The organism is Paraburkholderia agricolaris (assembly GCF_009455635.1).
GTDB lineage: Bacteria > Pseudomonadota > Gammaproteobacteria > Burkholderiales > Burkholderiaceae > Paraburkholderia > Paraburkholderia agricolaris.
On the sequence record NZ_QPER01000002.1, the window covers coordinates 1,011,041 to 1,037,807 of the forward strand.

A 26,767-nucleotide genomic window follows, 5' to 3' on the forward strand; every position below is an offset into this window, starting at 1 on the left:
AGGGAGGCAAGCTCGGGACGAGTTGCAAACAACGACGCGAGGCATCACACCAAGGCGAGCTCGATGATGCAAAGGAGAACGAGGACAAGAAGAGCGGCGGCGACGGCCATGTCCAGCGGGTAGCGCATTATTCACCAGGCACTAGCGTTGCGGTGCTCTAATCCTAATCACCTGAGGGAAGATGAAAAGTGGGCAGAGTGGCGGCTATGTGCGAAAGCTAACGCAGCGCATCGAACGGCTGCGCTGCTTTCTGGCGGAAGCGTTTCCAGCGATCGAGGTTCGAACGCGTGATGCTTCGGTTGCGTAGTCTGCCGCGCTTTATTGCGGCTCTATTGCGGTTTACTGCGGCACAGGTGTTTGCGTTCCTGGCGGCAGGCCGCGCGGCGACTTGTTCGCCGAGACGAGGTCTTCCGACAGACTGGTGCGCAGCGTGGCAATCGCCTGATCGGCATTGGCCGGTTTCAACTGCTCGCGGGCCAGCGAGTCGTACACATAGTGGCGCAGCATAGGATCTTGCGTCTTGCTCAACACATCGTGATACACAGCCACGATCTCGCCTTCACGTCCGCTCATTGCATAGAGGCGCCGCAACTGCTCCAGATCGTTGATCACCGCGAAGCCGGGGCCCATCGGTCCATGCTGCCAGTGCGCTCCGCGTGGGTCGCGTGGGCCATCACCATGCGGCGGCTCCCCCTGCGCGTGGATCGCTGCGGGCTGCGGCGAAGCCGCTTCCTGAGCCAGCGCGCCGGTCGCGGCCACGCTTACAACGGCGGTCAGTGCGGCGCTTATCCATCCTTTTTTCATGATCTCGCTCCCATCGAGACAGTGCCGGCGCGACAGTGCGCGAGCACATCGGCAACGATAGTCGAGATGGCGCTTCGCCGGGTTACTGAAACCGCCGCGTAACTTACCGCGCCTTGCATGCCGCGTGACTGAACCGTGACACGGCCGGCCACGGAGGCCGGCGACGCCAGGGTGTGCCCGCTGGCGCAATGTGGCCGGATGGCGCATGATTGACCCAATGTGCCGTCCGACCCTAGATGCAGCAAGCCGCTGCGGGAAGTGCGGCGCACACGACGCCACGGGTGTATGAGCCGCACAAACCCATCGCGGCGATGCATCGCGGGCGAGTATTCAACCGTTAAGGAGGATTTCGCATGGACCGACCTGACGCCGCCAATCCGTTTGGCGATTTCACCAAAATGCTGGAGCAGTTCAAGCTCCCCGGCTTCGACGTACCCGCCATCATGGAAGCGCGACGCAAGGACGTGGAAGCACTGGTTCAGGCGAATCAGACTGCTTTCCAGGGCATGCAGTCGCTCGCGCAAAAACAGACTGAGATGCTGCGCGCCACGCTGGGCGAATTGCAGTCGCTCACGGGGCAGTTGTCGGCAGGCGGCGCCGCGCCTCCCGCGAAGGCTGCCGAACTGATCCAGCAAAGCCTGCATAAATCGCTGGCCGACATGCAGCAGTTGGCGCAGGCCGCGTATCAGACGCAAGCTGAGTCGTATGCGGTGATCGCAAAACGCGTGGAAGAAAACGTGCAGGAGTTGAAGTCGCTCTTGCAGCAGCAGAAAAAGTAACCAACGCGGCCGCGCCGGATCGCTCGATCCGGCGCGGCGTGACACGCAGATGTCGTAATGAAGCACCCGATGCCGTGGATGACCTCAGGTTATCCGCGGCATTTTTTTTGCCGCCTACGCGCCTCAATTATCAGAGGAAACAGGTTGATCGAGGTGAATTATTCAGTGTTCACTTACATCGTTCGCCTCATGCGGCACGCATTGATATTTTTCTGCTGTGGCCCTGTTATTTTTTGCATGTGTTCGCTTTAAACAGCTTGCATCGGAAAAATAGGCGTCTGAGCACCGCCACTTGGCGATCCGGTCTGCATTGATCAAACAGGTTCGAACGGCAGTGTGCTCGCCGAAGGTTTAAATCATCCCGCAAACGATTGCCGCGCCGCTTCGCGCTGCCTAAAGTTTCGCGCCGCCATTCCGTAGACGCATTCACGCAACCCAACCGGTGTGAATGCCATACCGGCACCGCCGGCTCGGAGTGCGCCCCTGAATTCCCGTTCGCGATCGGCTCACCTGCCGGTCACGAGCGTTTCACCTCGAAGGAAATCTCTTGAAACCGATGCTCTCTACAGGCATTGCTTGCGCAATGCTCGGGGCCGGCTGCGCGCTGTCGTTTGCCGCACACGCCACGCTTGGTCAGAACGTCAGCACTGTCGACAGCGATCTGACGCGCCTTCACGCCGTGGCTCATACGGCCACCGCTCAAAGCGCGTATTCGGTACACCTGATTACGATGCCGTCCGGCACGCTGGTGCGCGAGTACGTCGCGCCCAACGGCATCGTGTTCGGTGTCGCGTGGGAAGGCCCGACGCTGCCGGATCTGAAGTCCGTGCTGGGCGCTTCGTTCGACCAGTACGTCGCCGCTACTGCAACCCGCCGCGGCACGCCGCTAGCGGTGTCCAGCAGCGACCTGGTGGTGTACTCGGGTGGCCACCTGCGCGCGTTCGCCGGTTATGCCTATCTGCCGCAAGCGATGCCCGCGGGCGTCGATGTCAGCGTCATTCAATAACGGAGCGGATCATGCGTCATACGTCTTCGTTTGTGACCTTGTTGTGCGCGGCGCTGCTCGCGTTGCTCGTCAGTGCCTGCGGCGGCGGGGGTGGCGGCTCCAGCGGCTCCGGTTCCACGGCGAGTTCCAGTGGCACGAGCCTTTCGGCTGGTCCCACCGTCACCAATACTTCGCCTTCACCGCAGGTGATTGCCGCCAACGCCGTGCGCGTGACGGTCGACTCAGGCGTGAGCAACGTGCCGAACATGCCGTTCGTCAGCGTCACGATTTGTGTGCCTGGCACCAGCCAGTGCCAAACCATCGATCACATGCTGGTGGATACCGGCTCGTGGGGCGTGCGCATATTTGCCTCGCAATTGCCCGCGTCGATGACGCTGCCGCAACAGAAGGACGGCTCGGGCAATCTGGTTGCCGAATGCATGGAGTTTTTCGACGGCTACACATGGGGTTCGGTGAAGCTCGCCGACCTGCAGATCGCCGGCGAAAAAGCGGCCTCGCTGCCGGTCCAGGTGATCGATCCGAACTACGCTTCGCTGCCGTCCGACTGCGCGACTTACGGTGCATCGCGCAACACGCCGGCTTCGTTGCAGGCCAACGGCATCCTGGGTATCGGCGTATTCAAGCATGACTGCGGCGCGAACTGCGTGCAGCAGGCTGTAGCCGGGACATACTACGGTTGCAACGGCACGGCATGCACGTCGATCCCGCTCGCCGAAGCGCTGCAGGTCGCCAATCCGATTCCGTACTTTGCCACCGACAACAACGGTTCGATGTTGAGCCTGCCGATGGTGGCGGGCGGCGCGCAGACGGTGAGTGGGCAACTGGTGTTCGGCATCGGCACGCAGAGCAACAATTCGCTAGGCAGTGCGCAGGTGATCGGTGTGAGCCCGTCGAGCGGCACCTTCACGACAGTGCAGAACGGCACGACGTATTCGAGCAGTATTCTGGATAGCGGCTCGACAGGCCTGTTCTTCCAGACGAGTGCCATGCCGGCCTGCTCGAGCCCTAACAACGCGTACTACTGTCCGGGGTCGACGCAATCGTTGAGCGCCATGATTCAGGGGGTGAACGGCACGACGAGCACGGTGAACTTCAGTGTCGGCAATGCCAATTCGATTTCGCAGACGTACAGCGGCGATTCGGCGTTGCCGCTGCTGGCGGGGCCGGCGTTTGTGAAGTCGTCGGTTTTCGACTGGGGCCTGCCGTTCTTCTACGGCCGTAATGTGTATGCCGCTGTGGAGCAACAGGCGACGCCTGGCGGCGCGGGCCCTTATGTGGCGTATTGAGGTGGCGTATTGAGGCCGCGCAGGGCGGCCACGTACTGGGCGACGGACGATAACAAGGCCCGGCGTCGATGAAACGAAGCCCGCTGCCGGATTATTCGGCAGCGGGCTTTTTTGCGGGTTGGCGCAGCGGCGTTTTATCGCCGGCCGCCGCAATCACCCGATGCACGAACCGCAGCTTGTCCACCACCGGCGAGGCCAGCGTGAACGGATAACCGTCGGGCATGCCGAGGCTGCGGTTCAGGCTGTTCAACGCATAGGTGAGCGGAAACCAGCGCTTCATCAGATTCTCGAAGCTCGCGTCTTCCACGGGCGTGCGGTCGGTCAGCGTCGGCTCGCTCGGGTCGTCGGGTAACAGGGCGAGGCCGTACGAGGTCGAGGTATCGAGCACGTCGACGATCAGCAGGTAGTGCGCCCACGTCTCCGCCCAATCTTCCCAGGGATGCATCGTTGCATAGGCGCTGATGAAGGACGCCTGCCAGTCCGCCGGCGCGCCGTCGCGGTAGTACGCCGTCAGCGCCTCGCCATAATCGGCGCGCTCGTCGCCGAATAGCTTGCGGAAGGGCGTGAGCCAGCGCGGGTCGTTCTGCACCAGCTGGCTGAAGTAGTAGTGGCCGGTCTCGTGGCGGAAGTGGCCGAGCAGCGTGCGGTAAGGTTCGCCCATCGCGCTGCGGACCTTTTCGCGGTAGGCGTCGTCGGCTTCGGCGATGTTCAGCGTGATGAGGCCGTCGTCATGGCCGGTCATGACCGGCGCACCTTCGCCGCTCTCCTCGAGAAACTCGAATGCGAGGCCATGCTCCGGATCGCTCTGATGCGACGGCACGTCGAGGCTGAGCGCGGCCAGCGTGTACAGCAGACGCCGCTTTGCCATTTCCAGCCGGTACCAGTAGAGCCGGTTGTCCGGCACGCCCAGATTCGGAATCGTGCGTGTGAGCTGGCAGGCGCGGCACAGCGTGTCCGGCGAGTCGGCAGGGATCATCCAGTTGCAGACGTTTTCGACCGCATAGTTGTGGCACTGGCGGAACAGTGCGTCCCCGGCACGCGGATGCAGACTGCGCCAAAGCCCTTCACCGGCTTCTTCGAAGGCGCTGATTTCGGCCAGTTCAGGTACATATCCAAGCAGGGACTCGCACCGTTCACATCGGACGTTTTCATAGAACACGAGGTGCGTGCAGCGATTGCAGTGGAAGGTTCTCATCGATCGGGCCCGGGTGATGGGTGGCAGTGATGGGGCGAAAGCAATGCGCAATCTTCATGCCGCATTTGCCAGACGTCACTGGTTTAACGCACATTACGTGCATGATCGTGCATCGGCGCTGCGCCGCTTTGGTGCGTGGCAGTCGAAAAGGCTGGGGAAAGGCGCGCTGATCGATCGACCGGACGATCGGCCGGCGCGGCAAACTTCGCAGCAGGCGGTAGTCCGGGCGGTACAGGCGGTTCACGCGCTTTTTCGCGCTTGTTCTATAAACGGCATGAAGCTTGCTTTTTGGCGGGCTGCCTTCCTTTGTCCAGGAGTCTGGTGTGTCCATACGCGTCGCGTTGAATCATGTCACACATTACCGCTACGACCGGCTGGTTGCGCTGTCGCCTCAGGTCGTGCGTCTCAGGCCTGCGCCGCATTGCCGGACCCCGATTCTGTCTTATTCGATGCGGGTCGAACCGGCCGAGCACTTCATCAACTGGCAGCAGGACGCCTTCGCCAACTATCAGGCGCGTCTGGTGTTTCCCGAGAAGACGCGCGAATTCAAGGTGACCGTGGATCTGGTCGCCGAGATGGCGGTCTATAACCCGTTCGACTTCTTTCTCGAACCGTCGGCGGAACAGTTCCCGTTCGAGTATGCGCCCGGCCTCGAACTGGAACTCGCACCATACCTGATCAAGCGGCCCATGACGCCGCGTTTTGCCGAGTTTGTCGCGAGTATCGACCGCACGCCGATGGGCACCGCCGACTTTCTCGTGGCACTGAATCAGCGGCTGCAACGCGAGATCCGCTACCTGATCCGCATGGAACCCGGCGTGCAGACGCCCGAGGAAACGCTCGTGAGCGCCGCGGGTTCGTGCCGCGATTCGGGCTGGCTGCTGGTCGAGACGCTCCGGCAACTGGGGCTGGCGGCGCGCTTTGTTTCCGGCTATCTGCTGCAACTCGCGCCCGATGTCAAATCCATCGACGGTCCGAGCGGCACCGAAGTCGACTTCACCGACCTGCACGCATGGTGCGAGGTGTACCTGCCGGGCGCGGGCTGGGTCGGCTTCGATCCGACCTCCGGCCTGCTGGCCGGAGAGGGCCATATTCCGGTCGCCTGCACCCCGAGCCCGGCAGCGCGGCGCCGATCTCCGGCGCGGTCGACGAATCCGAAGTCGAGTTCGAGCACACCATGTCGATTGAACGGGTACTGGAGACGCCGCGCGTCACCAAACCGTTCAGCGAAGCGGTGTGGAACGACGTGCTGAAAATGGGCGCGCAGGTCGATCAGCGCCTGTCGGAAATGGACGTGCGCCTGACGATGGGCGGCGAGCCGACTTTCGTGTCGGTGCGCGACCGCGACGCCGCTGAATGGAACACCGACGCGCTCGGCCCCACCAAACGCGGCTACGCGGTCGCGCTGATGGACAAGCTGCGCTCGCGCTACGGCGCAAACGGCTTCCTGCATATCGGCCAGGGCAAGTGGTATCCGGGCGAACAGTTGCCGCGCTGGGCGATGTCGCTATACTGGCGCGCCGATGGCGAACCATGCTGGCAGGACCCGACGCTGTTCGCCGACGAACGCGAGCCGGGCACCTACACGGCTGACGACGCGCAACGTTTCCTCTCCCATCTGGCGACCCGGCTGGCGCTCGATAAAGACCACATCCAGCCCGGTTTCGAAGACGTCTGGTACTACCTGTGGCGCGAGCGCCGTCTGCCGGTCAACGTCGATCCGCTCGATGCGCGCCTCGACGACGAACTGGAGCGCGTGCGTTTGCGGCGCGTGTTCGATGCGGGGCTGGGCGGCGCGACCGGCTATGTGCTGCCGCTCGCGCGCGAACGCGACGTGCCGAACGAGGCGCCGAAGTGGGTCAGCGGCCGCTGGTTCTTCCGCGACGAACGCATGTTCCTGATTCCCGGCGATTCGCCGATGGGTTACCGCCTGCCGCTGGATTCGCTGCCGTGGGTGTCGAAGACCGACTATCCGTATCAGCACGCACACGATCCGTTTGCACCGCCGGTGCCGTTGCGTTCGGCCGCGCAATTGCGCATGCAGTACGAAAGCGGCAGCGACGGCGACGTTGAGCCCCGCCGCACCCTGAGCACCGCCGATGCGCGGCGCGTGGCGGCGTTGTCGTCGTCTGCGGCGGATTTGCTGAGCGGCATGCCCGGCGGCGGCGTGCTGGCCTTTGCCCCGCAACCGGGCGACGGTGAGGCGCCGGCGCGCGGGCAGTCGTCGAAAGAGACGCTGCGTACGGCGATCTGCGTCGAGGCACGCGACCCGAAACGCGCCGCGGGTCCGAAGGCGGAAACCGCGGCGTTCGGCAGCGGCCGCTCGCTGCTGCATGTGTTCATGCCGCCGCTCACCGAGCTCGACGACTATCTCGACCTGCTCGCGGCGATTGAAGCGACGGCGGCCGAATTGCGGATGCAGGTGGTGCTCGAAGGCTATCCGCCGCCGCGCGATGCGCGCCTGTGTGTCCTGCAGGTGACGCCGGACCCGGGTGTGATCGAGGTGAACATTCATCCGGCTTCGAGCTGGGCGCAACTGGTCGACAACACGGAGTATCTGTATCAGTCCGCGGCCGAAAGCTATCTGAGCAGCGAGAAGTTCATGACCGACGGCCGGCATACCGGAACCGGCGGCGGCAATCACTTCGTGCTCGGCGGCGCGACGCCTGCCGATAGTCCGTTCCTGCGCCGTCCCGATCTGCTGGCGAGCCTGATCGCGTATTGGCACAACCATCCGTCGCTGTCGTATCTGTTTTCGGGGCTGTTCATTGGGCCGACCAGTCAGGCGCCGCGCGTCGACGAGGCGCGCAACGATCAGGTGTATGAGCTTGAAGTCGCGTTCCGCGAGTTGCAGCGGCAGATCGATCTGCTCGGCGGCCGCGACAGCGCCAATCTGCCGGCGTGGATGATCGACCGCTCGTTGCGCAACATCCTGATCGACGTGACGGGCAATACGCACCGCGCCGAGTTTTGCATCGACAAACTCTATTCGCCCGATGGTCCGACCGGCCGCCTCGGCCTGCTCGAGTTGCGTGGTTTCGAAATGCCGCCGCATGCACGCATGAGTCTCGTGCAGCAGTTGCTGCTGCGCGCGCTGGTGGCGCGCTTCTGGCACACGCCGTATACGCAGCGGCTCACCCGTTGGGGCACGGAGTTGCATGACCGCTTCCTGCTCGGCACCTTCGCCAGGATGGATTTCGACGATGTGCTCGGCGAACTCAACCAGGCGGGTTTCGCCTTCGAAAGCAGCTGGTTCGCGCCGCACTTCGAATTCCGTTTCCCGCTGGTCGGCGAGACCACGGTGAACGGCGTTTCGCTGACCATCCGCAACGCGCTCGAACCCTGGCACGTGATGGGCGAAGAGGGCTCGCCAGGCGGAACGGTACGTTATGTGGATTCGTCCGTGGAACGGCTCGAGGTGCGTGCGCTCGGTTTGAACGACAACCGTCATGTGCTGACCGTGAACGGCGTGCCGGTGCCCCTGCAGCCGACGGGCCGCGTCAGCGAATATGTGGCCGGCGTGCGTTTTCGCGCGTGGTCGCAACCGTCGGCGCTGCATCCGACCATCGGCGTGGATGCGCCGCTCACCTTCGATCTGGTCGATACATGGACAGGCCGTTCGGTTGGCGGATGCCAGTATCATGTCGCTCATCCGGGCGGGCGCAACTACGAGACCTTCCCGGTGAATGCTTACGAGGCGGAAAGCCGGCGGCGCGCGCGCTTCTTCGCATCCGGCCACACACCGGGGCCGCTCACGGTCGGGATGCCGCAGCGCAGCCTCGAGTTTCCGTTTACGTTGGACCTGCGCTACTGGTAACCTGGTAGACTGAAACGCGACGGCAAACTTTTAAGAACGACACGACCTTGGCCTTTCAATCGACTTTTCCCTTCGAAGCGTCCGCGGCGCGCGCGGACGCTTCGTCCTTATTGCGGCTGTTGCCGGCCTACGAGGGACATTGGGACGAGTTACGCGACGCTTCAGGCGCGTTGCGCGAACCGTGGCGGCAATTCTTCGAACGGCTCGGCGAAGACGGCATCGCTCGCCTGGAGGATCACCGCGCGTCGATCGCGCAGCAGATCCGCGACAACGACATCAGCTACAACGTCTACGCGGACAACGGCGAGCCGCGGCCGTGGGCGCTCGACCTGCTGCCGTTCCTGATCAGTGAGGCCGAGTGGGCGCATATCGAGCGTGGCGTGACGCAGCGCGCGCATCTGCTCAATGCGATCGTCGCCGATATTTATGGGCCGCAGCGCCTGCTCGAGCGTGGGCAGTTGCCGCCTGCGCTGGTGTTCGGGCATCCCGGCTATCTGCGTTCCGTGAAGGGTTTTACGCCGCCTGGCGGGCAGTATCTGCAGGTGGTCGCCGTCGATCTGGCGCGTACGCCCGGCGGTCAGTGGACGGTTATGGCGCATCGCACCGAAGCGCCGTCGGGCCTCGGCTATGCGCTTGAAAACCGGCTGATCGTGTCGGCCCTGTTCGCCGATCCGTTCCGCGCGATGCATGTGAGCCGGCTCGCGCCGACCTATTCGCAACTGATCGCAACACTCGTGCAGGCCGCGCAAGCCACCATGCAGCCCGACAGTTCAGGCGCCGACGCTTCGCCGCATATCGCGTTGCTCACGCCCGGGCCGTTTAGCGAGACTTACTTCGAGCACGTGTTTCTCGCGCGCTATCTCGGCGTTACGCTGGTCGAAGGCAAGGACCTGACGGTGCGCGACGACATGCTGTATCTGAAGACGCTCGCCGGTCTCGAACGGGTGCACGTGGTGCTGCGCCGTCTGGACGATGCATTCTGCGATCCGGTCGAATTGCGCGCGGACTCGAGCATCGGCGTGCCGGGTCTGTTGCAGGTGATGCGCGCGGGCAATGTCATCGTCTCGAACGTGCCGGGGTCGGGCTTTGTCGAATCGGCGGCCTTGCATGGTTTTTTGCCGGGCATCGCCGAAGTCCTGCTCGACGAGGACCTGGTGCTGCCGAGCGTGGCCACCTGGTGGTGCGGTGAAAAGGCGGCGCGCGAGCACGCATTCGCGCGTCTGGACGAGGCGTTCATTGTGCCCACCTGGCCGGTCGCGCCACGCGATGCGCCGCCGGGGATCGAGCAGGGCCGGCAGCGTCTTTCGACGTGGCGTGAGCGCATCGAGGCAATGCCCGACGCCTATACGATCCAGCAGCCGCAGCGCTTTTCCTGCACCCCGCGTTACGAAGACGGCACGGTGGGGCGCCGTCCGTCGGTGCTGCGCGTCTACGCGATTGCCGACGTGAACGGCGGCTGGCACGTGATGCCCGGCGGTTTCACGCGCGTGGCCGCCGAGCGTCACGCGACGGTGTCGATGCAATACGGCGGCAGCAGCGTCGATACATGGGTGCTGTCGAGTCAGCCGACTTCGACCTTCACGCTACTGCCTTCGCCGATGCAACCCGCCGATCTCGCGCGCAAGCATCGCACCGTGTCGAGCCGCGCGGCCGAAAATCTGTTCTGGGCCGGGCGTTATGGCGAGCGCGCCGAAAACAATGTGCGGTTGTTGCGCCTGATTCTCGGCTCGCTGGAAGGCAACGACGCCGACGCGATGTTCCCCACGCTGGTGGAACTCGCCATGCATTGCGGTCTCGTGCAGTCGGGCGATATGTTTGCGCCGAACTCGCCGCAAGTGTTCGAGCGTGCTTTAGTCGCGAATCTGAGCGAGAGCACCGGCCCGACGAGCATCGGCCAGAACCTCGCGTGGCAGGCGCGTTCGAACGGCGAAGTGCGTGGGCGGTTGTCGAACGATCACTGGCGCACGATCCTCGCGGCGCGCAACGATTTCCGCGACGCGTTGCAGACCTTGATGCCGGGCGCGGGTTCGAACGGTAACGGTCAGGGAAATGGGAATGGCCGTGCGGAGCGTGGCGAGCGTTACGATCGCTATGACCGCGTGACGTTGATGAATGCGCTCGAACGCCTGTCGGTGCAATTGTCGGCGATCAGCGGCGCGCAAGGCGACCGCATGACACGCGACGAAGCGTGGCGTCTGTTATTCGTTGGGCGGCACATCGAACGCGTGTGGACGATGACATCGTTCCTGCGCGTGGTTGCCGACAAAGGCCAGCTCGCGACGCCGGCCGGGTTCGATCTGCTGCTGCAACTGTTCGACAGCACGCTGACCTATCGCGCGCTGTATCCGGGCCGTTTCGAAGTGCCGGCGCTGCTCGATCTGCTGGTGATCGAGCCGACCAATCCGCGCGGCATCTACGGTGTGTATGAGCGCCTGCGCAAAAAACTCGACGAGATCGCCGTGGCTGCGGGCAGCATGCGGCATCGTCCGTTCGCGGAATTGATGCCGCCTGCCGCTTCGTTGCCGACGCTCGAATCGCTGTGCGAAGTCGACGAAAACGGTTCATATGCCGAGTTGATTGCGGTGTGCGATCTGATTGGCGGCTATGTCGGCGCGGCCGCGCATGAGATCAGCGCGCGCTATTTCAGTCATGCCAGCACGGTCGCTTCGCAGGTGTGGTCATGAAGAACGCGCCGACCGTGTTGTCCGTTTCGCATCGCACGACCTATCACTATTCCACGTATGTGGAGACCGCGCAGCATCTCGCGACGATCCGGCCGATCGCCTGTGCGTGGCAGCGTGTGGTCTCGCACAGCGAAAAGATCGACCCCGAACCGTCGTATCAGACCAGCCGTATCGATGCATTCGGCAACGACGTGCTGTATTTCGCGCTGGACGCCCCGCACGAACGCTTGCAGCTCGTTAGCGAAACCACGGTGGCGCTGATGCCGCGCTGGACCGATCTCGACCCCGAAGAGACGCCGGAATGGGCAGAAGTGGCGGACGCGCTGCGTTTTTGTGTCGGCGGCGAGTTCCGCCCCGAGGTGGAGTTCTGCTTTGCGTCGCCGAATATCGTGCCGCGGCCGTCGCTGCGCGCTTATGCGCTGCCGAGCTTTCCGCGCGGCATGCCGATCGTCGCGGGTGCGATCGATCTGATGCACCGGATTCACGAAGACTTCGAGTACAAGCCTTCGGCGACCATGTTCGATACGCCGGCCGAGCGTGCCTTCGAATTGAAGAGCGGGGTGTGCCAGGACTTCGCGCAGGTGATGATCGGCTGCCTGCGCTCGCTGGGTTTGCCGGCGCGCTACGTGAGCGGTTATCTGCGCAACGATCCGCCGCCTGGGCAACCCCGCCTGATTGGCGCGGATGCCTCGCATGCGTGGGTGTCGGTGTATTGCCCGGGAAGCGGCTGGGTCGATCTCGATCCCACCAATGACGTGCTCGCCGATATGGACCACGTGACGCTCGCGATCGGGCGCGATTACAGCGACGTGTCCTTGCTGCGCGGGATGATTCTGGGCGGTGGTGCGCATCGGGTGGAAGTAGGGGTGACGGTGCTGGCGCTTTGAACACCTTTTAACCCTTCAGCAAGCCCCTTTCCCGTCAGACAGATTCGCTTCACGTGCGCTGCGCGCGCCTCGGCACGCCTCTTTTATCCCACTTTCGGGGAAAACCCTCGCCTGTCATTCCCATTCAATGGGAATCAATTTTTTGAAATTCGAGAATGTTCTGGCATTCTGAGTCCGTTATTCATTGTGGGTAGTTTTCATCGTGAACGCGGAACAGGGTGTGACAGGAGCTGAACGCGTGCTGCTGGTGCTGGCGGCACTCGCCAGTCACGGCAAGGCCATGTCGGTCAAGGATCTGCTCGCGGTCACCGGTCTCGCGCAAAGCACGCTGTACCGGCAGATCGCCTTGCTCAAGCGCTGGGGTTTTGTCGCTGAAAACGCGGGCCATTACGCACCTGGGCCGATCAGCTTGCAACTTGCGCTCGGTTTCGATGTGAATTCGTTGCTCGTCGAAGCGAGCCGCAGCGAAATGCAGCAACTGGCGCGCGCCTCGCAAGAAAGTATCGGGCTCGTGGTGGCGGTCAAGCATCAGGTGATGTGCCTGGAAATGGTCGATAGCCAGCACTCGTTGCGCTGCTCGTTCGAAAAAGGCCGCGCCGTGCCGCTGAAAGCCGGCGCTTCCGCGAAATCGCTGCTGGCGTTCATGGCCGACAAGGCGCGCACCGAAGTGCTCGATAGCGTGTTCGACACCGATCCCGCCGGCCGCGCCGCGATCGAAGCCGAACTCGAACAGATTCGCGCTCAAGGCTACGCCGTTAGCGACAGCGAGGTCGATCCGGGCGTGTGGGGCGTGAGCGCCCCAATCTTTCATCGCAGCGGACGCGGCGCGGGCAGCAGCGCGTCGATCACGCTGATGGCGCCGTCCACGCGTGCCATCGGCCGCGAAAGCCAATTCATCGACGGGACGCTACGTACGGCCCGCGCTATTTCCGAGCATATGCAAACCGATTGATCGGGCAAGGCCGCCCGCGGCCGGGATTCGATCTGGATACCGAACGAACTGAACGAAGCGAACGAGCTGAACGAACCACCAGGAGCCCTCCCATGAAACTGAATCGACTGTTGTCCCTCGCATGCGTCACCTTTGCGGTGACGTTTGCCGGCTTTTCCGGCGCGGCGTCCGCACAAACAGCGGATGTGCTGAACGTCGCCACCGACGCGACCTTCCCGCCGATGGAATACACCGAAAACGGCGCCCGCACCGGCTTTGACGTCGACATGATGAATGCGCTCGCGAAAGCCATGGGCAAGCGCGTGCAATGGACCGATATCGACTTCAAGGGCCTGGTTCCGGGCTTGATCGCGCATCGTTTCGACGCGGCGATCTCCGGCATCTATATCACCGACGAGCGCGCGAAAGTGATCGACTTCACCGATTCGTACTACGCAGGTGGTCTCGTCGCACTGGTGAAAGCCGATTCGCCCATCAAGTCCATCGCCGACCTGAACGGCAAGAAAGTGTCGGTCCAGGTGGGCACGAAGTCGGTCGGCTTCCTGCGTGACAACTACCCGCAGATCAACCGCGTCGAAGTCGAGAAGAATCAGGAAATGTTCGACCTGGTCGGCATTGGCCGCGCCGATGCTGCCGTGACCGGCAAGCCCGCCGCCTATCAATTCGTGAAGACGCGCAGCGGTTTCCGCGTGCTCGACAAACAGCTGACCACTGAAGCCTACGGCATTGCCGTGCGCAAGGACGAGCCGCAACTGAAGGCCGCATTCAACACGGCGCTGGCGAAGATCAAGGCCGACGGCACCTACGCGGCGATCGTCAAGAAGTGGTTCGGCGCCACCGCGCAATAACCGGCTGAGCAGACATAATGGAACTCGATTTTTCGCCGGTGATCGCCGGCTGGCCGGACATCATGCATGGCGCGCTGGTGACGGTCGAAGTGACCGCCGCCGCGCTCGGCCTGAGCTGCGTGCTGGGCCTGTTGATCGGTATCGGCCGGCTTACGCCGCAGCGGCGCATCGTGTACGGCTTGTGTACCGCGTACCTCACGTTTTTCCGCGGCACGCCGCTGCTCGTGCAACTCTTCCTGCTGTTCTTCGGCTTGCCGCAATTCGGCATTCTGTTGCCGGCTTTCGTGTGCGGGATGCTGGGACTCGGCCTGTACTCGGCGGCCTACGTATCGGAGATCGTGCGCGGTGCGATTCAGTCGGTGGATCGCGGCCAGATGGAAGCGGCGCGTTCGATCGGCATGTCGTCCGGGCAGGCCATGCGCGCGATCATTCTGCCGCAGGCGATCGTGCGGATGATCCCGCCGCTCGGCAACGAGTTCATCGCGCTGATCAAGAATTCGGCGCTGGTGTCGCTGCTGACTATCGACGATCTGATGCATGAAGGCCAGAAGATCATTAGCGTGTCGTACCGTTCGCTCGAGGTGTATCTGGCCATCGCGCTGGTCTATCTGGTGTTGACGCAGGCGACCAATTACGCGCTGCATCGTGTGGAGCGCCGCTTGCGTGCAGGAGGAATGGTGCAATGAATACCGTGGCCAAAGTGGATGAACCTATCGTCAGCATTCGTGGGCTGACCAAATCGTTCGGCTCGCACACCGTGCTTAACGGTATCGATTTCGACATTCAGCCGCAGCAGGTAGTGGTCGTGATCGGGCCGAGCGGCTCGGGCAAGAGTACCTTCCTGCGTTGCTGCAACGGGCTCGAAGAGGCGGAAGGCGGCACGATCGATATCTGCGGGCATCGTCTCGTGGACAATGGGGCGATGCTCAAGGAGCGCTCGCTGAATGCGCTGCGCACTGAAGTGGGCATGGTGTTTCAGTCGTTCAATCTGTTTCCGCATCTGTCGGTGCTGCACAACATCACGGTGGGTCCGCGGATGCTGCGTGGCGCCAGTAAGGCCGAAGCCGAAGCGACTGCAACCGCGTTGCTGGAAAAGGTCGGGCTTGCCCACAAGGCACATGTGATGCCGGCGAGTCTGTCGGGCGGTCAGAAACAACGCGTTGCCATTGCTCGCGCGCTGGCGATGCAGCCGCGCGTGATGTTGTTCGACGAGCCGACTTCCGCACTCGATCCCGAGCTGGTCGGCGAAGTGCTGCAGGTCATGAAGTTGCTCGCGAGCGAAGGCATGACGATGGTGGTCGTCACGCACGAGATGGGTTTCGCGAAAGAAGTCGCCGACGTGGTGGTGGTGATGGACGGCGGCGTAATCGTCGAGGCTGGACCGCCTGCCGAGATTTTCTCGGCGCCGTCGCAGCCGCGCACGCGGGCTTTCTTGCAGGCGGTGTTGTCACGCGCATGAGAGTTCCATTCGACGACAAGGTGTGGATTGGCCGTTCCGACGACGGTGAGCCTGGCGACACCCGGCGTATTTTCAATCAGGTGGTGGCGTTTGGCGGCGCGCCGGTGCATGAAGAGGGTCTTCATGGCGCACTGAAGGTTGAAAACGATGTGCCGGTGATTGTCGGTTTTGGCTCCGACGAAGGCGTGCGGCGCAATCAGGGGCGTACCGGCGCGGCACATGCGCCGAAGGAATTGCGCCGGGTTCTGGCCGGCCTGCCGGCGAAGACTTCGATGGCGATGCTTGCCGATGCGGGCGATGTGGTGTGCGACGACGGCGACCTCGAAGGCGCGCAGGCGGAACTCGCGAGCGTGATAAGCGACGTGCTCGCGGCCGGCGCCCGGCCTTTGGTGTTCGGCGGCGGTCATGAGGTCGCGTGGGGGACGTATAGCGGTTTGCGCTTGCATCAGGATCGCGTGGCCGCTGCATCGGTCACTTCAATGGCCACGCGCAAACTGCTTATCATCAACTTCGACGCGCACTTCGATCTGCGCCAGAAGCGGCCCGCCAATTCGGGCACGCCGTTCGATCAGATCGCGAACGACTGCGCCGAGCGCGGCGTGCCGTTCAACTACGCGTGCTTCGGTATCAGCGATCTGGGCAATACCGCTTCGCTGTTTGCCCATGCAGAAGAACTTGGCGTGCACTACGTGCTCGACATCGACATGCAGGAACCGCAATTGCCGCAGCGTCTGAATGATCTCCAGCAGTTGCTGGATGCAGCGGACGATGTCTATCTGACAATCGATCTCGACGTGCTCCCGGCTGCCACCGCGCCTGGCGTATCGGCACCGGCTGCGTTAGGCGTGCCGCTGTCGGTAGTCGAAGCAATGGTGCTGCGCGTGCGTACGTCGGGCAAGCTGCGGGCGGCGGATATCGCGGAGTACAACCCGTCGCTCGATCAGGACAAGCGCACGGCGAGGGCGGCGGCGCGACTGGCTTATCGGTTGCTTTAACACACCGCACCGTGCAGCAATGCGTGGGGGCGAAGCAGTTCGCAAAACAGAACGGCTCACCGGATTACTCCAGTGAGCCGTTTTCCGTTTCAACAGCGCGTACCTACTGCACAAACGCCCCAATCGAAAGAAACGGATTCACCTTGCCGGCATAGTTCGCCGGATCGTAGGTCAAGCTGGGCTGATTGACCCCGTTCATCAGCAGACCGTACACCGGGCCCACTCTCACCATCACACCGGTGTCCCCCGCCTTGTAGATAGCCGCGCCACCGGACATCAGGTCCTTGTTCGCGGTCACCTTGACGAGGCCCGGCTGGGTCTGGGTGAAGTCGAGCGAGAAGTTGCTCGACAACGCCGAGGTGAACGGATTCAGCAACGCGGCCGACGGACTCTGGAACAACGTGGCGCCGTAGTTCACGCCGGCATTGAACGAGGCGCTGCCGTCGCCGCACGTGCCCACGGCCACATAGACCAACTGCCCGTTGAAGTAGATCGCAGTGGAACCTTGGCCGATGCTGGTCACCACGCCGCATGCCGAAGCGCTGTTGGCGCCGATGTATCCGCCGCTCAACGCCGTCTGGGCAATCTTCGTGGCGGGCGCCAGCAGCGAGATGCCGAGCTGATCGTCGAGCGCGTTGTTTGTGATATTGAGCGGGTTCGCATCGGTATGGGCATAGCCGACGCGAATCACGACCGGCACGAGCTGGTTGTTCACCTTGCCGACGATCATGATGCCGTGCGCCTGGCTCTGCGAGAAGAGCAGTTGCAGCACGCCCACGCCGACGGCGGGATAACTCAGGGACAGCGGCGAACTCGCGCTGACGAACACGTTGTCCGGCGTGCCATCGGCATTGGTGCGCAGCGTCCACGGCGTGCCGGTCATCGCGCACGAGTAAAGCGACGAATCGGCTGTACAGGAACCGTCCGCGTTGAGTGTCTCGCTGGCCTGAATCGCGGTCGGCGACCAGCCGGTCATCGATTCGCCGTCGGCGCTCTGCGCGAAGCTGCCTTCCGGGTTCACGCGGAATCCCAGTTCGTTATATGCGCCGGCCACCTGCGTGAAGTCGGTGACGGTTTCGCTGAAGCCGAGGAACGGATACGAGTCGAACGTGCGCGAGGGCACGGCACCAATCAGAAATCCGGGGAAGGGTTCGAGTCCGTCGAACTGAATCGTCGCTCCTGGAATCCCGCCGCCGATGATCCCCTGGCCGACGAACAGCATCGGCGGGTCCTGCGGATTGATCGTGACGCTGTAGCTGCCGTCCGCAGTCTTGCCGTTCTTCAGCATGATCGCGCAGCGGTTCTGTTCGGCGGTCGGCAGCGCAAATGCGCCGCTCGGGTTGTCGTAGTCGCCGGTGATCGTCATGCCGGCCCGCGTGTTGTTGACCTGGCCCGCCGAAGTCGGCACGGCCGATTCGATGAAGGTCATCTGGTATTGCTTCTTCGTCGAATCGAATTTCATTTTGATGTATTCGCCGCTGCCTGAGCCGCCGGTATAGGTCGTCGAATAGTCGAGCGTGTCGGGGCACAGCTTGGCGCCGACAACCGGGGTGCCGGCCGGCTGACCTTGCGGCGGGCAGGAACTGCCCGAGCATTGCGGTACGGCTACGGCTGCCGGGTCGTCGGCTTTGCCGCCGCCGCAGGCGGCGAGCACCACAGGCAGCACGAGCGTGGCGACGCGTGTCGCGACGGATGAACCGCCGCGCTGTTTGAATGCCATTTTGTTTGTCTCCTCATGAATCGTCGTTCGTTATTAATTTGCCTGCTGAAATGACCCCGATCAGGCGGCTCGATTAGCCGGGACTCTGCTTGCCGTCTGAATGGCTGAAGCCGCGTATCGGCTCGCGCTTTACCTCGCCAGACGAGTAATGCAAGCGGATACAGTCATCCCCGCCCAATATCGGACGCCTTCAGCGTGATCGCCGCCATGGGTCGATTCAAATACGTTTAAACAGGCTCGCAAACCATTTCCGACGCATGCCTGCGCCAGCGGCCGCGGCGGGCAGCCGTTTTGTCAGGTCAGGCAAGCTGGATCAGCCGTAGCGGAAATGGCATTAATGCAGATAATCGGTACGGCGTATGCAATCCGGATTGCGAATCTCGCCGGAGTCGTTATGGATGACATTAATGTCTCCTTGGCCTGTTATTAGATTTAATGTTTGCGGGTGAACATTAAGCCGCTGCTGCGGACTTGTATATAGTGGTAGTAATCCAAACTCGATCCGTGGATTTTATCGCCGTGCCATGGGCCTTGCATCGGGATTTCAAACAGACGTATGTATGAACGTTCGCTTCGGAGATGCGCGTTGAGCAGATTCCGCAACACAGTGTTCAACGCAAGCAAACTTGACTCTGTGCGTATGCACATCTAGACTGCCCACCATGAACCGTCCTCTCTCTTACGACGAATGCAACTGTTTCGCGCTGCGCCAGGCGGCCCGGCACGTCACCCAGATTTATGAGCGCCATCTCGGGCAGGTCGGGCTGACGGCAGCGCAGTTCACGATTCTCGCGAGACTTGCACGCACGCCGACCCTGACGATGCTGGATCTTGCCGACGCCATGGTGATGGAGCGCACTACGCTGGTTCGCGCGATGAAGCCGTTGCAGCGCGACGGGCTGGTGGTCGCCGAAGCCGCGGAGTATGACGGCCGCACGTTTCTGTTCAGTCTCACGAAGCAGGGCGAAGCGACCTTCGATCAGGCCGCCATTGCATGGCGTGCCGCGCAGGACGAGTTCGAGGAGAAGTTTGGCCACGCGCGCGCAAAAGCGCTGCGCGCCGAACTCTTCAGTATTACCGGATAGACGGAATGGATCGGCTCGTTTCAACGAGCTTTGGTCTACCTGATTGTGTGCATACGCACTCACGAAAGGGGCATGCAACGATGGATGGGCTCTTCGACGACGACTGTTTTGCGATCCGCCAGGCCGCACGCTATGTGTCGCAGATATACGATCGGCACCTGGCGAATGTCGGATTGACCATCACACAGTTTTCGCTGCTGGGGCGGCTCAAACGCACCGGCCCCATGACGATGAAACAGATGGCCGAAGCCATGCGCATGGAGCGCACCACGCTGGTCCGCACGATCCAGCCGCTGCGCCGCAACGGTCTGGTGTCGAGCGAAGCACTCGGTGCCGACGCGCGGGCGCTGACGATTGCGCTTACTGCCGCAGGCGAGCAGCGTCTTAGGGCAGGGCGTGAACATTGGCATGCGGCCCAGGCTGAATTCGAGCACCGGTTCGGCGAAAGGCGCGCGGCAGCTTTACGGGGCGAATTATTCGCCATCACATGGGATTCAATCTAACGGTCGCAAGTACGGCGACTCACGGGCGGCGCGGTCTCACGTGCTGTTTTCTCAACGTAACGAGTGCATACACACATACGAACATCATGTCCACTACCCCTTCGACAATTGCGCCGCCCAGCGCGGCCAACGCCGCCAAACCGGCACGGCGCATTCCATGGATGCTGCTCGCGATCATCGCAGTGCTTGCCGTGCTCGCGCTGGCCGCGTCGTACTGGTTCTTCGTCGGCCGTTTTGTCGAAACGACGGACGATGCCTACGTCGGTGGCGATGTGACTGTGATGTCGCCGAAAGTGAACGGCTTCGTGACGGATGTGCTGGTGCGCGACAACCAGTTTGTCCACGCGAATCAGGTGTTGATCCGGCTCGATGCGCGCGATTACGACGCTCGCCTCGCGCAGGCCAGTGCGGAAGTGGAGAGCGCGCAGGCGGCCGTTACCGAATTGCAGGCGAAGAAATCCTTGCAGCTTGCCACCATCAACGAGCAGGCCGCCGAGGTTCGCGCATCCGGCGCCGAGTTGACGCGCAGCGCCGCCGATCAGTTGCGCTATCGCGAACTCGTGAAAGACGACGCCGTATCGAACCAGGTCGTGGAGCGCGCGGACGCCGATCTGTCCAAGGCGCATGCCGCGGTCGACCGCAGCAGCGCGGCGCTGATCGCAGCGCAACGGCAGATCGCTGTACTCGACGCGCAGATCGGCGACGCTCAGGCGCGCATCGCCACCGCGCAGGCGGCGCAACGGGTTGCGGCATTGAATGTGGAGTACACCACGATCCGCTCGCCGATCGACGGTTACGTCGGCAATCGCACCGCGCGCGTCGGCCTGCTGGCGAACACGGGTGTATCGCTGCTGACCGTGGTGCCGTCGAGCGGACTGTGGGTCGACGCCAACTTCAAGGAAGACCAGTTGAAGAAGATGCATGTCGGCGACGGCGTGGATGTCGATCTCGATGCATCGAGCCAGCGGATTCACGGCGTGGTGGAGAGTCTTGCGCCCGCGACCGGCGCGACTTTTAGCGTGCTGCCGGCGGAGAACGCCACCGGCAACTTTACGAAGATCGTGCAGCGCGTGCCGGTGCGCGTGCGTCTCGATGTGCCGAAGGACATGCAAGGCGTGCTGCGGCCCGGACTTTCGGCGACGGTGAAGGTGCATGTCGACGCCGGCAACACGCCGGCGCGTGGATGAACCCGTCATGACTCAAGTTCTCGCCAATCCCGCCGACCTGCCGACACGAACCAAAGTCCTTGCGTTCACGTTGATGTGCGTCGGGTTTTTCATGGCGACGCTCGATATTCAGATCGTTGCGTCGTCGCTCAAGGATATCGGCGGCGGTTTGTCCGCGAGCCAGGACGAACTCTCGTGGGTGCAGACCTCGTACCTGATCGCTGAAATTCTGGTGATTCCGATGTCCGGCTGGCTCACCCGCGTATTCTCGACGCGTTGGGTGTTCGCGTTTTCCGCGCTTGGCTTCACGGTTACCAGCATGTTGTGCGGTCTCGCGTGGGACATCAACTCGATGATCCTGTTCCGCGGTTTGCAGGGCGCGCTCGGTGCCGCGATGATCCCGACGGTGTTCACCACGGCGTTCGTGCTGTTCCCCGGCAAGCAGCGCCTGATTGCGTCCACCACCATCAGCGCGCTCGCCACACTCGCACCGACCGTCGGCCCGGTGATCGGCGGCTGGATCACCTCGCAATGGTCATGGCACTGGTTGTTCTATCTGAACCTGGTGCCGGGCGCGGTCGTCACGCTGATGGTGCCGAAGTACGTGCACTTCGACAATGTCGATCTGTCGTTGCTGAAGAAGGGCGACTACCTCGGCATTCTTCTGATGTCCGGTTTTCTCGGTTGCCTTGAATACGTGCTGGAAGAAGGGCCACGCAAGAACTGGTTCGGTGACGATGTGATTGTGACGTGCACATGGATCGCGGCGATCAGCGGGTTCCTGTTCATCGTGCATGCGTTCACCGCGAAAGAGCCGATCGTCGATTTACGCGCGTTGGCGATCCGCAACTTCGGCATTGGCAGTCTGCTGTCGTTCATCACCGGGATCGGGATCTTCTGCGCGGTGTTCCTTACGCCCGTGTTCTTGTCGCGCGTGCGTGGGTTCGATTCGTTGCAGATCGGCGTGGCGTTGCTGTCGGTCGGCTGTTTTCAACTGGTCGCGATGCTTGCCTATTCGGTGGTCGCGCGCTTTGTCGACATGCGGATCCTGCTGGTGTTCGGCCTCGTGCTGTTCGGCGTCGGCTGTTATCTGTATGTGCCGCTGACCAGTCAATGGGGCTGGCAGGAGTTGCTGATCCCGCAGGCGTTGCGTGGCATCGGCCAGCAGTTCTGCATTCCACCCATCGTCACGATGGCGCTCGGTTCGTTGCCGATGTCGAGGCTTCGTTCCGCTAGCGGGCTGTTCAATCTGATGCGCAATCTGGGCGGTGCGATCGGCATTGCAGTGAGCAGCACGATGCTCAACGATCGCTTGAATCTCCACTACGAGCGGCTTGACGAACATCTGAGCGCGGGCCGTCCGGTGGTCGAGTCGATTTTGCAGCGGCAAAGCGCGCACTTTGCGCAAGTTGGCGGCGATGCGCTGAATGCGGCTAATGCGGGCCTCGGGCAGTTGCATGCGCTGTTAATGCGCGAAGCGCTCGTGCTCACGTTCTCCGACACGTTTTTTGCGTTGTCGCTCTGTTTTGTCGTCGGTTTGCTAAGCGTGCTGTTCTCGCGCCCATTCGGCAACACCGCGCCACCGCCCGACGCTCATTGAGGAATCCAGCATGAAACCATTTGTTCTCAAAGTACTCGCGAGCGCGGCGTTGCTGACACTCGCGGCGTGCGCGGTGCAACCGGAAACGCATGCGGACCTGAAGCAGTCGGTTCAGACCGTCGCGCCGGCTGCGTGGAATGTCGATGCGCCTCAAGGCAGCATCAATGCCGACACGTGGTGGACGCAATTCGGCGACCCTGTCATGCATCAACTGGTGGAGTCGGTGCTGACGGGTAATCTCGATGTGCAAGCCGCAGTGGAACGCGTCAAGCAGGCGCAGGATATCGCGACGCAAAATCGCGCCGCGTTGCTGCCCGAACTGGATGCGAGCGCGAGCGCAGCGGACTCCCGGCAGAATACGCCGCCACCGCTCGGCTATGTGCGTCAGGCCGGCGTCGGCGTGACGGCGAGCTGGACGCCGGACGTGTTTGGTGGCGAACGCCTTGCCGTTCTTGCGGCACAGGCGCAAGTATCGGGGCGGCAGGCGGCCTTGAATCGACTGCGTCTGGCACTCGCGGCGAATACAGCGGGGGCGTATATCGATCTGCGCTGGGCGCAAGCGCAATTGCAGATTCTCAGCGACAACGAACAGATTCGCGCTCGCGCGTTGAAACTTACGCAGCAGCGTTTGCGTTATGGACTCTCGACGCAACTCGACGTCGCGCGTGCGCAGAATCAGCTACAGGATCTGCAGGCGCAGATTCCGCGCGTGCAGTCGACCGTGCAGCATCAACTGAGTCTGATCGCGGTGTACTCGGGACGCACGCCGGAGAGCGTCGACGGTTTGATGCTGGCCGATCCGCATCAGGCGCGCGACATTCCGGTGCCCGCGCAAAGCGTACCGCAGACGCTGCCTTCCGAGGCGCTGTTGCAGCGGCCCGACGTGCGCAATGCCTACGCCACGGTTGAACAGCGCGCGGCGGAAGTGGGTGTGTCTAAAGCGCAGCGCTATCCGCAGTTCAAGCTCAATCTCGCCGACGGCCTGTTGGCCTCGTCCTATCTCGGCTTGCCGACGCTGACCGATAACCTCTTCAGCGCCGCATTGAACGCGACGAGTCCGATCTTCAATGCTGGCCGTATCACCGCGAATATCGACGCGAGCGAGAGCCGGATGCGCGAGTCGCAACTCGGCTTGCAGCAAACCATGTTGCAGGCGCTCAAGGAGATCGAGGACAACCGCAGCGACCTGGTGAGCGGCGCGGTGCAGGTGCAACGCCTGGGCGGCGCGCTTGACGCATCGAACCACGCGCTGCGTTTGTCGAGCGAACTCTACAAGGGCGGCGCGACGGATTTCCTCGATGTGCTTGCCGCGCAGGAGGCGTATCTGCGCGATGCGGAGTCGTTGAATCAGGCCAAACGCGAACATGCGCTCGCGGCCGTCGCGCTGTACCGCTCGCTAGGCGGGGGCTGGGATGTTCCTGAAACGGTCACGGCGGCATCGTCAAATTAATGCGCGCGGACGTGGCGGTGGAATGGCTGAAATGGGTGGAATGGGTGAATTAGGTAGTCCAACTGGAGATGAATCATGAGTACACGGGAAGTGGTGATCTGCAATCCGGTGAGAACGCCGATTGGCGCGTTCGGCGGATCGCTGAAAGAAGTGCCCGCAACCGAACTGGGCGCGGTGGCGGTGCGTGAGACGCTGCGGCGCAGCGGTCTCGATCCGGCCGCGTTGGCCTCGGTGGTGATGGGCAACGTGATTCAGGCCGGCAACAGGATGAATCCGGCGCGTCAGGCGTCGATCGGCGGCGGCGTGCCGGTCGCCGTGCCTGCGTTGACGGTCAATCGTGTGTGCGGGTCGGGCGCGCAGGCAATTGCGTCCGCGGCCCAGGAAGTCTGGCTTGGCCTGGGCGATGCAAGCGTGGCCGGCGGTATGGAAAACATGGACCGCGCGCCGTATCTGCTCGACGGCAGCCGCTGGGGCTATCGGATGGGTAACGCACAAGTCCATGACAGCCTGCTGCGCGACGGCCTGAACGACGCATTCTCTGGCGAGCACTCCGGCTGGCATACCGAAGATCTCGTCGCCCAGTTCGACCTCACGCGCGAAATGCAGGACCGTTGGGCCGCGCGTTCTCAACAGCGCTTTGCCGAGGCGCAGGCGCGCGGCGATTTCAACGCTGAACTGGTCGCGGTGGAAATTCCGGGGCGCAAAGGTCCGCAGCATTTTGCGAGCGACGAGCAGCCGCGCCCGGATACCACGATCGAAACGCTCGCCAGATTGCGCCCGGCATTTCGTCCGGACGGCACGATTACCGCGGGCAACGCGCCGGGATTGAACAGCGGAGCGGCAGCCATGCTGGTCGCTGAGCGCGAGTTCGCCGAGGCGCGCGGCATCGAGCCATTCGCGCGGCTGGTGGCATATGGCGTTGCGGCCGTCGAGCCGGGCATGTTCGGCCTCGGTCCGGTGCCCGCCGTGCAAATGGCGCTGGCGCGCGCAGGTTGGGAACTCGACGATGTCGAACGCTTCGAGATCAATGAAGCCTTCGCTGCCGTGCCGATCGCGGTGGCGCGCAGACTCGGCATTGCGGACGATCTGATCAACGTGCAAGGCGGTGCGATCGCGCACGGCCATCCAATCGGCGCGACCGGTGCGGTATTGACGACACGACTGCTGCATTCGATGCGCCGCGACGGCTTGAAGCGAGGCATCGTTACGTTGTGCATCGGCGGCGGCCAGGGGATTGCGCTGGCCCTGGAAGTGCTCTGAGAGACCGGCTAATGAAAGATCGGTAGGGCTAGAAATCCCTTGATGACGATTGCATTGGCAATGTCGATAAAGAAGGCGCCCACCATCGGCACCACCAGAAAGGCGAGATGCGAATGGCCGAAACGGGCCGTGACGGCCTGCATATTCGCAATGGCGGTGGGTGTGGCGCCGAGTCCGAAACCGCAGTGACCCGAGGCGAGCACAACGGCATCGTAGTTGCGGCCCATCACGCGGAACGTGACGAAGATCGCGTAGAGCGCCATCAAAACGGTCTGCGCGACCAGAATCGTAACGACTGGCAGCGCCAGCGAGGCGAGGTCCCAGAGCTTGAGCGTCATTAGCGCCATGGCGAGGAACAGCGCAAGGCTCACGTTGCCGAGCAGCGCGACGGCGTGATCGAGAACGGGTTTGCCCGCAAGCCCGAGTGCATTGCTGAGCACCACGCCGACGAACAGCACGCAGACAAAAGTGGGCAGTTCGATCGCCGTGCCGGCCAGGAGTTGTGAGAGCGCGTCGCCGGCCGCGAGACTGATCGCGATCAGCGCCAGCGTTTCGATGAAGGCGGCGGGGGTGGTGGCTTGTTCCGCCTTCGGCTCTTCGAAGGCGAGCGGCGCTTCGGCGTGGCTCGCAACGAGGTTGTCCGCGTGCTCGCTGGCATGCTCCCCGGAATGGCTTGCGGTGCGCGCGGAGTTCTTCCCGGCGACCTGCCGCATCAGAATACGCGCCACCGGGCCGCCGAGAATGCCGCCCATCACGAGGCCGAACGTCGCGCAGGCGATCGCGGCCTCCGTGGCGGACTGGAGCCCATGGTGTTCGGCGAATACCTTGCTCCATGCCGCACCGGTGCCGTGGCCGCCGGACAACGTGATCGAGCCGACCAGCAAACCGTACAACGGATCAATGCCCAATACATAAGTGAGGGCGATGCCCACTGCATTTTGCAGAACCAGCAGGCCGATCACGAGGCCGAGAAAACGCATCAGCAGCGGACCGCCGGATTTGAGGCTGGCGAGGTTGGCGTTGAGGCCGATGGTCGCGAAGAAGGCAAGCATCAGCGGTGCTTGCATGGCGGTATCGAAGCGCACTTCAATGTGGCTCGCGGTGCGCAGGATCAGCAGGACGATTGCCACCAGAAGGCCGCCGGCAACGGGTTCGGGAATCGTATAGCTGCGCAGCAGGGGGATCCATCCGACCAGCCTGTTGCCCAGCAACAAGACCAGTGAAGCCGTGACGAGCGTTCCATAGATGCCGACGTTCATAGGCGACCTCGT

General features: G+C 62.8%; 20 protein-coding genes and 1 pseudogene. 17 read left to right on the forward strand and 4 right to left on the reverse strand.

Annotation, left to right across the window (positions count from 1 at the left end; translation table 11 throughout):
* Positions 1 to 339 precede the first annotated feature (339 nt).
* The gene (locus GH665_RS25975) at positions 340 to 804 is read right to left on the reverse strand and encodes a hypothetical protein (RefSeq protein WP_153140136.1); all 465 of its coding nucleotides are present in this window, start codon (positions 802 to 804) and stop codon (positions 340 to 342) included.
* Positions 805 to 1,157: 353 nt separating this feature from the next.
* Between GH665_RS25975 and phaP the strand changes: the two genes are divergently transcribed.
* The 3 genes from phaP to GH665_RS25990 all read left to right on the forward strand — a co-directional run bounded on the left by phaP (position 1,158) and on the right by GH665_RS25990 (position 3,875).
* On the forward strand, positions 1,158 to 1,583 hold the full coding sequence (gene phaP, locus GH665_RS25980) for a phasin family protein (RefSeq protein ID WP_028198383.1): 426 nt from the start codon (positions 1,158 to 1,160) through the stop codon (positions 1,581 to 1,583).
* Between the two features lie 556 nt (positions 1,584 to 2,139).
* Positions 2,140 to 2,589, forward strand: coding sequence for a DUF2844 domain-containing protein (locus tag GH665_RS25985; protein ID WP_153142302.1), 450 nt, complete (start codon positions 2,140 to 2,142; stop codon positions 2,587 to 2,589).
* A gap of 11 nt (positions 2,590 to 2,600) precedes the next feature.
* Positions 2,601 to 3,875: a DUF3443 domain-containing protein gene (locus GH665_RS25990; RefSeq protein WP_153140137.1), complete on the forward strand. Its 1,275-nt coding sequence runs from the start codon at positions 2,601 to 2,603 to the stop codon at positions 3,873 to 3,875.
* Positions 3,876 to 3,966: 91 nt separating this feature from the next.
* Here GH665_RS25990 and GH665_RS25995 read toward each other — a convergent pair whose 3' ends face one another.
* Positions 3,967 to 5,070, reverse strand: coding sequence for a zinc-binding metallopeptidase family protein (locus GH665_RS25995; RefSeq protein ID WP_153140138.1), 1,104 nt, complete (start codon positions 5,068 to 5,070; stop codon positions 3,967 to 3,969).
* Positions 5,071 to 5,393: 323 nt separating this feature from the next.
* Between GH665_RS25995 and GH665_RS26000 the strand changes: the two are divergent.
* From GH665_RS26000 to hutG, 8 genes and pseudogenes are all read left to right on the forward strand, one after another.
* Positions 5,394 to 8,887: pseudogene (locus tag GH665_RS26000) on the forward strand (transglutaminase family protein).
* Positions 8,888 to 8,934: 47 nt separating this feature from the next.
* Complete coding sequence (locus tag GH665_RS26005; RefSeq protein ID WP_153140139.1) at positions 8,935 to 11,571, forward strand: circularly permuted type 2 ATP-grasp protein; 2,637 nt, start codon at positions 8,935 to 8,937, stop codon at positions 11,569 to 11,571.
* Positions 11,568 to 12,458, forward strand: a complete 891-nt coding sequence (locus GH665_RS26010; protein ID WP_153140140.1) for a transglutaminase family protein — start codon at positions 11,568 to 11,570, stop codon at positions 12,456 to 12,458. The genes GH665_RS26005 and GH665_RS26010 overlap by 4 nt, the downstream gene beginning before the upstream one ends.
* A gap of 202 nt (positions 12,459 to 12,660) precedes the next feature.
* Positions 12,661 to 13,410: an IclR family transcriptional regulator gene (locus GH665_RS26015; protein WP_153140141.1), complete on the forward strand. Its 750-nt coding sequence runs from the start codon at positions 12,661 to 12,663 to the stop codon at positions 13,408 to 13,410.
* Between the two features lie 92 nt (positions 13,411 to 13,502).
* Positions 13,503 to 14,258, forward strand: coding sequence for a transporter substrate-binding domain-containing protein (locus tag GH665_RS26020; protein WP_153140142.1), 756 nt, complete (start codon positions 13,503 to 13,505; stop codon positions 14,256 to 14,258).
* A 17-nt stretch (positions 14,259 to 14,275) separates the two neighbouring features.
* Positions 14,276 to 14,944 (forward strand): amino acid ABC transporter permease, encoded by a 669-nt coding sequence (locus GH665_RS26025; RefSeq protein ID WP_153140143.1) that lies wholly within the window; start codon positions 14,276 to 14,278, stop codon positions 14,942 to 14,944.
* A complete protein-coding gene (locus GH665_RS26030) occupies positions 14,941 to 15,717 on the forward strand; it encodes an amino acid ABC transporter ATP-binding protein (protein ID WP_153140144.1) in 777 nt (258 codons plus the stop codon). Before GH665_RS26025 ends, GH665_RS26030 begins: the two co-directional genes overlap by 4 nt.
* Positions 15,714 to 16,712, forward strand: a complete 999-nt coding sequence (hutG, locus tag GH665_RS26035; RefSeq protein ID WP_153140145.1) for a formimidoylglutamase — start codon at positions 15,714 to 15,716, stop codon at positions 16,710 to 16,712. Before GH665_RS26030 ends, hutG begins: the two co-directional genes overlap by 4 nt.
* A gap of 103 nt (positions 16,713 to 16,815) precedes the next feature.
* Here hutG and GH665_RS26040 read toward each other — a convergent pair whose 3' ends face one another.
* Entirely contained in the window at positions 16,816 to 18,432 is a 1,617-nt protein-coding gene (locus tag GH665_RS26040; RefSeq protein ID WP_153140146.1) for a DUF2957 domain-containing protein, read from the reverse strand.
* Between the two features lie 662 nt (positions 18,433 to 19,094).
* On the opposite strand from GH665_RS26040, the gene GH665_RS26045 reads away from it, so the two are divergent.
* From GH665_RS26045 to GH665_RS26070, 6 genes are all read left to right on the forward strand, one after another.
* Positions 19,095 to 19,517 (forward strand): MarR family winged helix-turn-helix transcriptional regulator, encoded by a 423-nt coding sequence (locus tag GH665_RS26045; RefSeq protein ID WP_153140147.1) that lies wholly within the window; start codon positions 19,095 to 19,097, stop codon positions 19,515 to 19,517.
* An 80-nt stretch (positions 19,518 to 19,597) separates the two neighbouring features.
* Positions 19,598 to 20,020 carry a MarR family winged helix-turn-helix transcriptional regulator gene (locus tag GH665_RS26050; RefSeq protein WP_153140148.1) on the forward strand — a complete coding sequence of 141 codons (423 nt, stop codon included), beginning with the start codon at positions 19,598 to 19,600 and terminating at the stop codon, positions 20,018 to 20,020.
* An 86-nt stretch (positions 20,021 to 20,106) separates the two neighbouring features.
* Positions 20,107 to 21,207 carry an HlyD family secretion protein gene (locus tag GH665_RS26055; RefSeq protein ID WP_174771759.1) on the forward strand — a complete coding sequence of 367 codons (1,101 nt, stop codon included), beginning with the start codon at positions 20,107 to 20,109 and terminating at the stop codon, positions 21,205 to 21,207.
* Between the two features lie 7 nt (positions 21,208 to 21,214).
* The gene (locus GH665_RS26060; RefSeq protein ID WP_153140149.1) at positions 21,215 to 22,786 is read left to right on the forward strand and encodes a DHA2 family efflux MFS transporter permease subunit; all 1,572 of its coding nucleotides are present in this window, start codon (positions 21,215 to 21,217) and stop codon (positions 22,784 to 22,786) included.
* Between the two features lie 10 nt (positions 22,787 to 22,796).
* On the forward strand, positions 22,797 to 24,236 hold the full coding sequence (locus GH665_RS26065) for an efflux transporter outer membrane subunit (RefSeq protein ID WP_153140150.1): 1,440 nt from the start codon (positions 22,797 to 22,799) through the stop codon (positions 24,234 to 24,236).
* A gap of 75 nt (positions 24,237 to 24,311) precedes the next feature.
* Positions 24,312 to 25,496 (forward strand): thiolase family protein, encoded by a 1,185-nt coding sequence (locus tag GH665_RS26070; protein WP_153140151.1) that lies wholly within the window; start codon positions 24,312 to 24,314, stop codon positions 25,494 to 25,496.
* An 8-nt stretch (positions 25,497 to 25,504) separates the two neighbouring features.
* Here the strand turns inward: GH665_RS26070 and gltS are convergent, their stop codons facing one another.
* Positions 25,505 to 26,755 carry a sodium/glutamate symporter gene (gltS, locus tag GH665_RS26075; RefSeq protein WP_153140152.1) on the reverse strand — a complete coding sequence of 417 codons (1,251 nt, stop codon included), beginning with the start codon at positions 26,753 to 26,755 and terminating at the stop codon, positions 25,505 to 25,507.
* Positions 26,756 to 26,767: the final 12 nt, after the last annotated feature.

Bases quoted from the DNA above. Each gene is read 5' to 3' on its own strand.
- GH665_RS25975 (WP_153140136.1), bottom strand. From the start codon at position 804: ATGAAAAAAGGATGGATAAGCGCCGCACTGACCGCCGTTGTAAGCGTG.
- phaP (WP_028198383.1), top strand. From the start codon at position 1,158: ATGGACCGACCTGACGCCGCCAATCCGTTTGGCGATTTCACCAAAATG.
- GH665_RS25985 (WP_153142302.1), top strand. From the start codon at position 2,140: ATGCTCTCTACAGGCATTGCTTGCGCAATGCTCGGGGCCGGCTGCGCG.
- GH665_RS25990 (WP_153140137.1), top strand. From the start codon at position 2,601: ATGCGTCATACGTCTTCGTTTGTGACCTTGTTGTGCGCGGCGCTGCTC.
- GH665_RS25995 (WP_153140138.1), bottom strand. From the start codon at position 5,070: ATGAGAACCTTCCACTGCAATCGCTGCACGCACCTCGTGTTCTATGAA.
- GH665_RS26010 (WP_153140140.1), top strand. From the start codon at position 11,568: ATGAAGAACGCGCCGACCGTGTTGTCCGTTTCGCATCGCACGACCTAT.
- GH665_RS26020 (WP_153140142.1), top strand. From the start codon at position 13,503: ATGAAACTGAATCGACTGTTGTCCCTCGCATGCGTCACCTTTGCGGTG.
- GH665_RS26025 (WP_153140143.1), top strand. From the start codon at position 14,276: ATGGAACTCGATTTTTCGCCGGTGATCGCCGGCTGGCCGGACATCATG.
- GH665_RS26030 (WP_153140144.1), top strand. From the start codon at position 14,941: ATGAATACCGTGGCCAAAGTGGATGAACCTATCGTCAGCATTCGTGGG.
- hutG (WP_153140145.1), top strand. From the start codon at position 15,714: ATGAGAGTTCCATTCGACGACAAGGTGTGGATTGGCCGTTCCGACGAC.
- GH665_RS26040 (WP_153140146.1), bottom strand. From the start codon at position 18,432: ATGGCATTCAAACAGCGCGGCGGTTCATCCGTCGCGACACGCGTCGCC.
- GH665_RS26045 (WP_153140147.1), top strand. From the start codon at position 19,095: ATGAACCGTCCTCTCTCTTACGACGAATGCAACTGTTTCGCGCTGCGC.
- GH665_RS26050 (WP_153140148.1), top strand. From the start codon at position 19,598: ATGGATGGGCTCTTCGACGACGACTGTTTTGCGATCCGCCAGGCCGCA.
- GH665_RS26055 (WP_174771759.1), top strand. From the start codon at position 20,107: ATGTCCACTACCCCTTCGACAATTGCGCCGCCCAGCGCGGCCAACGCC.
- GH665_RS26060 (WP_153140149.1), top strand. From the start codon at position 21,215: ATGACTCAAGTTCTCGCCAATCCCGCCGACCTGCCGACACGAACCAAA.
- GH665_RS26065 (WP_153140150.1), top strand. From the start codon at position 22,797: ATGAAACCATTTGTTCTCAAAGTACTCGCGAGCGCGGCGTTGCTGACA.
- GH665_RS26070 (WP_153140151.1), top strand. From the start codon at position 24,312: ATGAGTACACGGGAAGTGGTGATCTGCAATCCGGTGAGAACGCCGATT.
- gltS (WP_153140152.1), bottom strand. From the start codon at position 26,755: ATGAACGTCGGCATCTATGGAACGCTCGTCACGGCTTCACTGGTCTTG.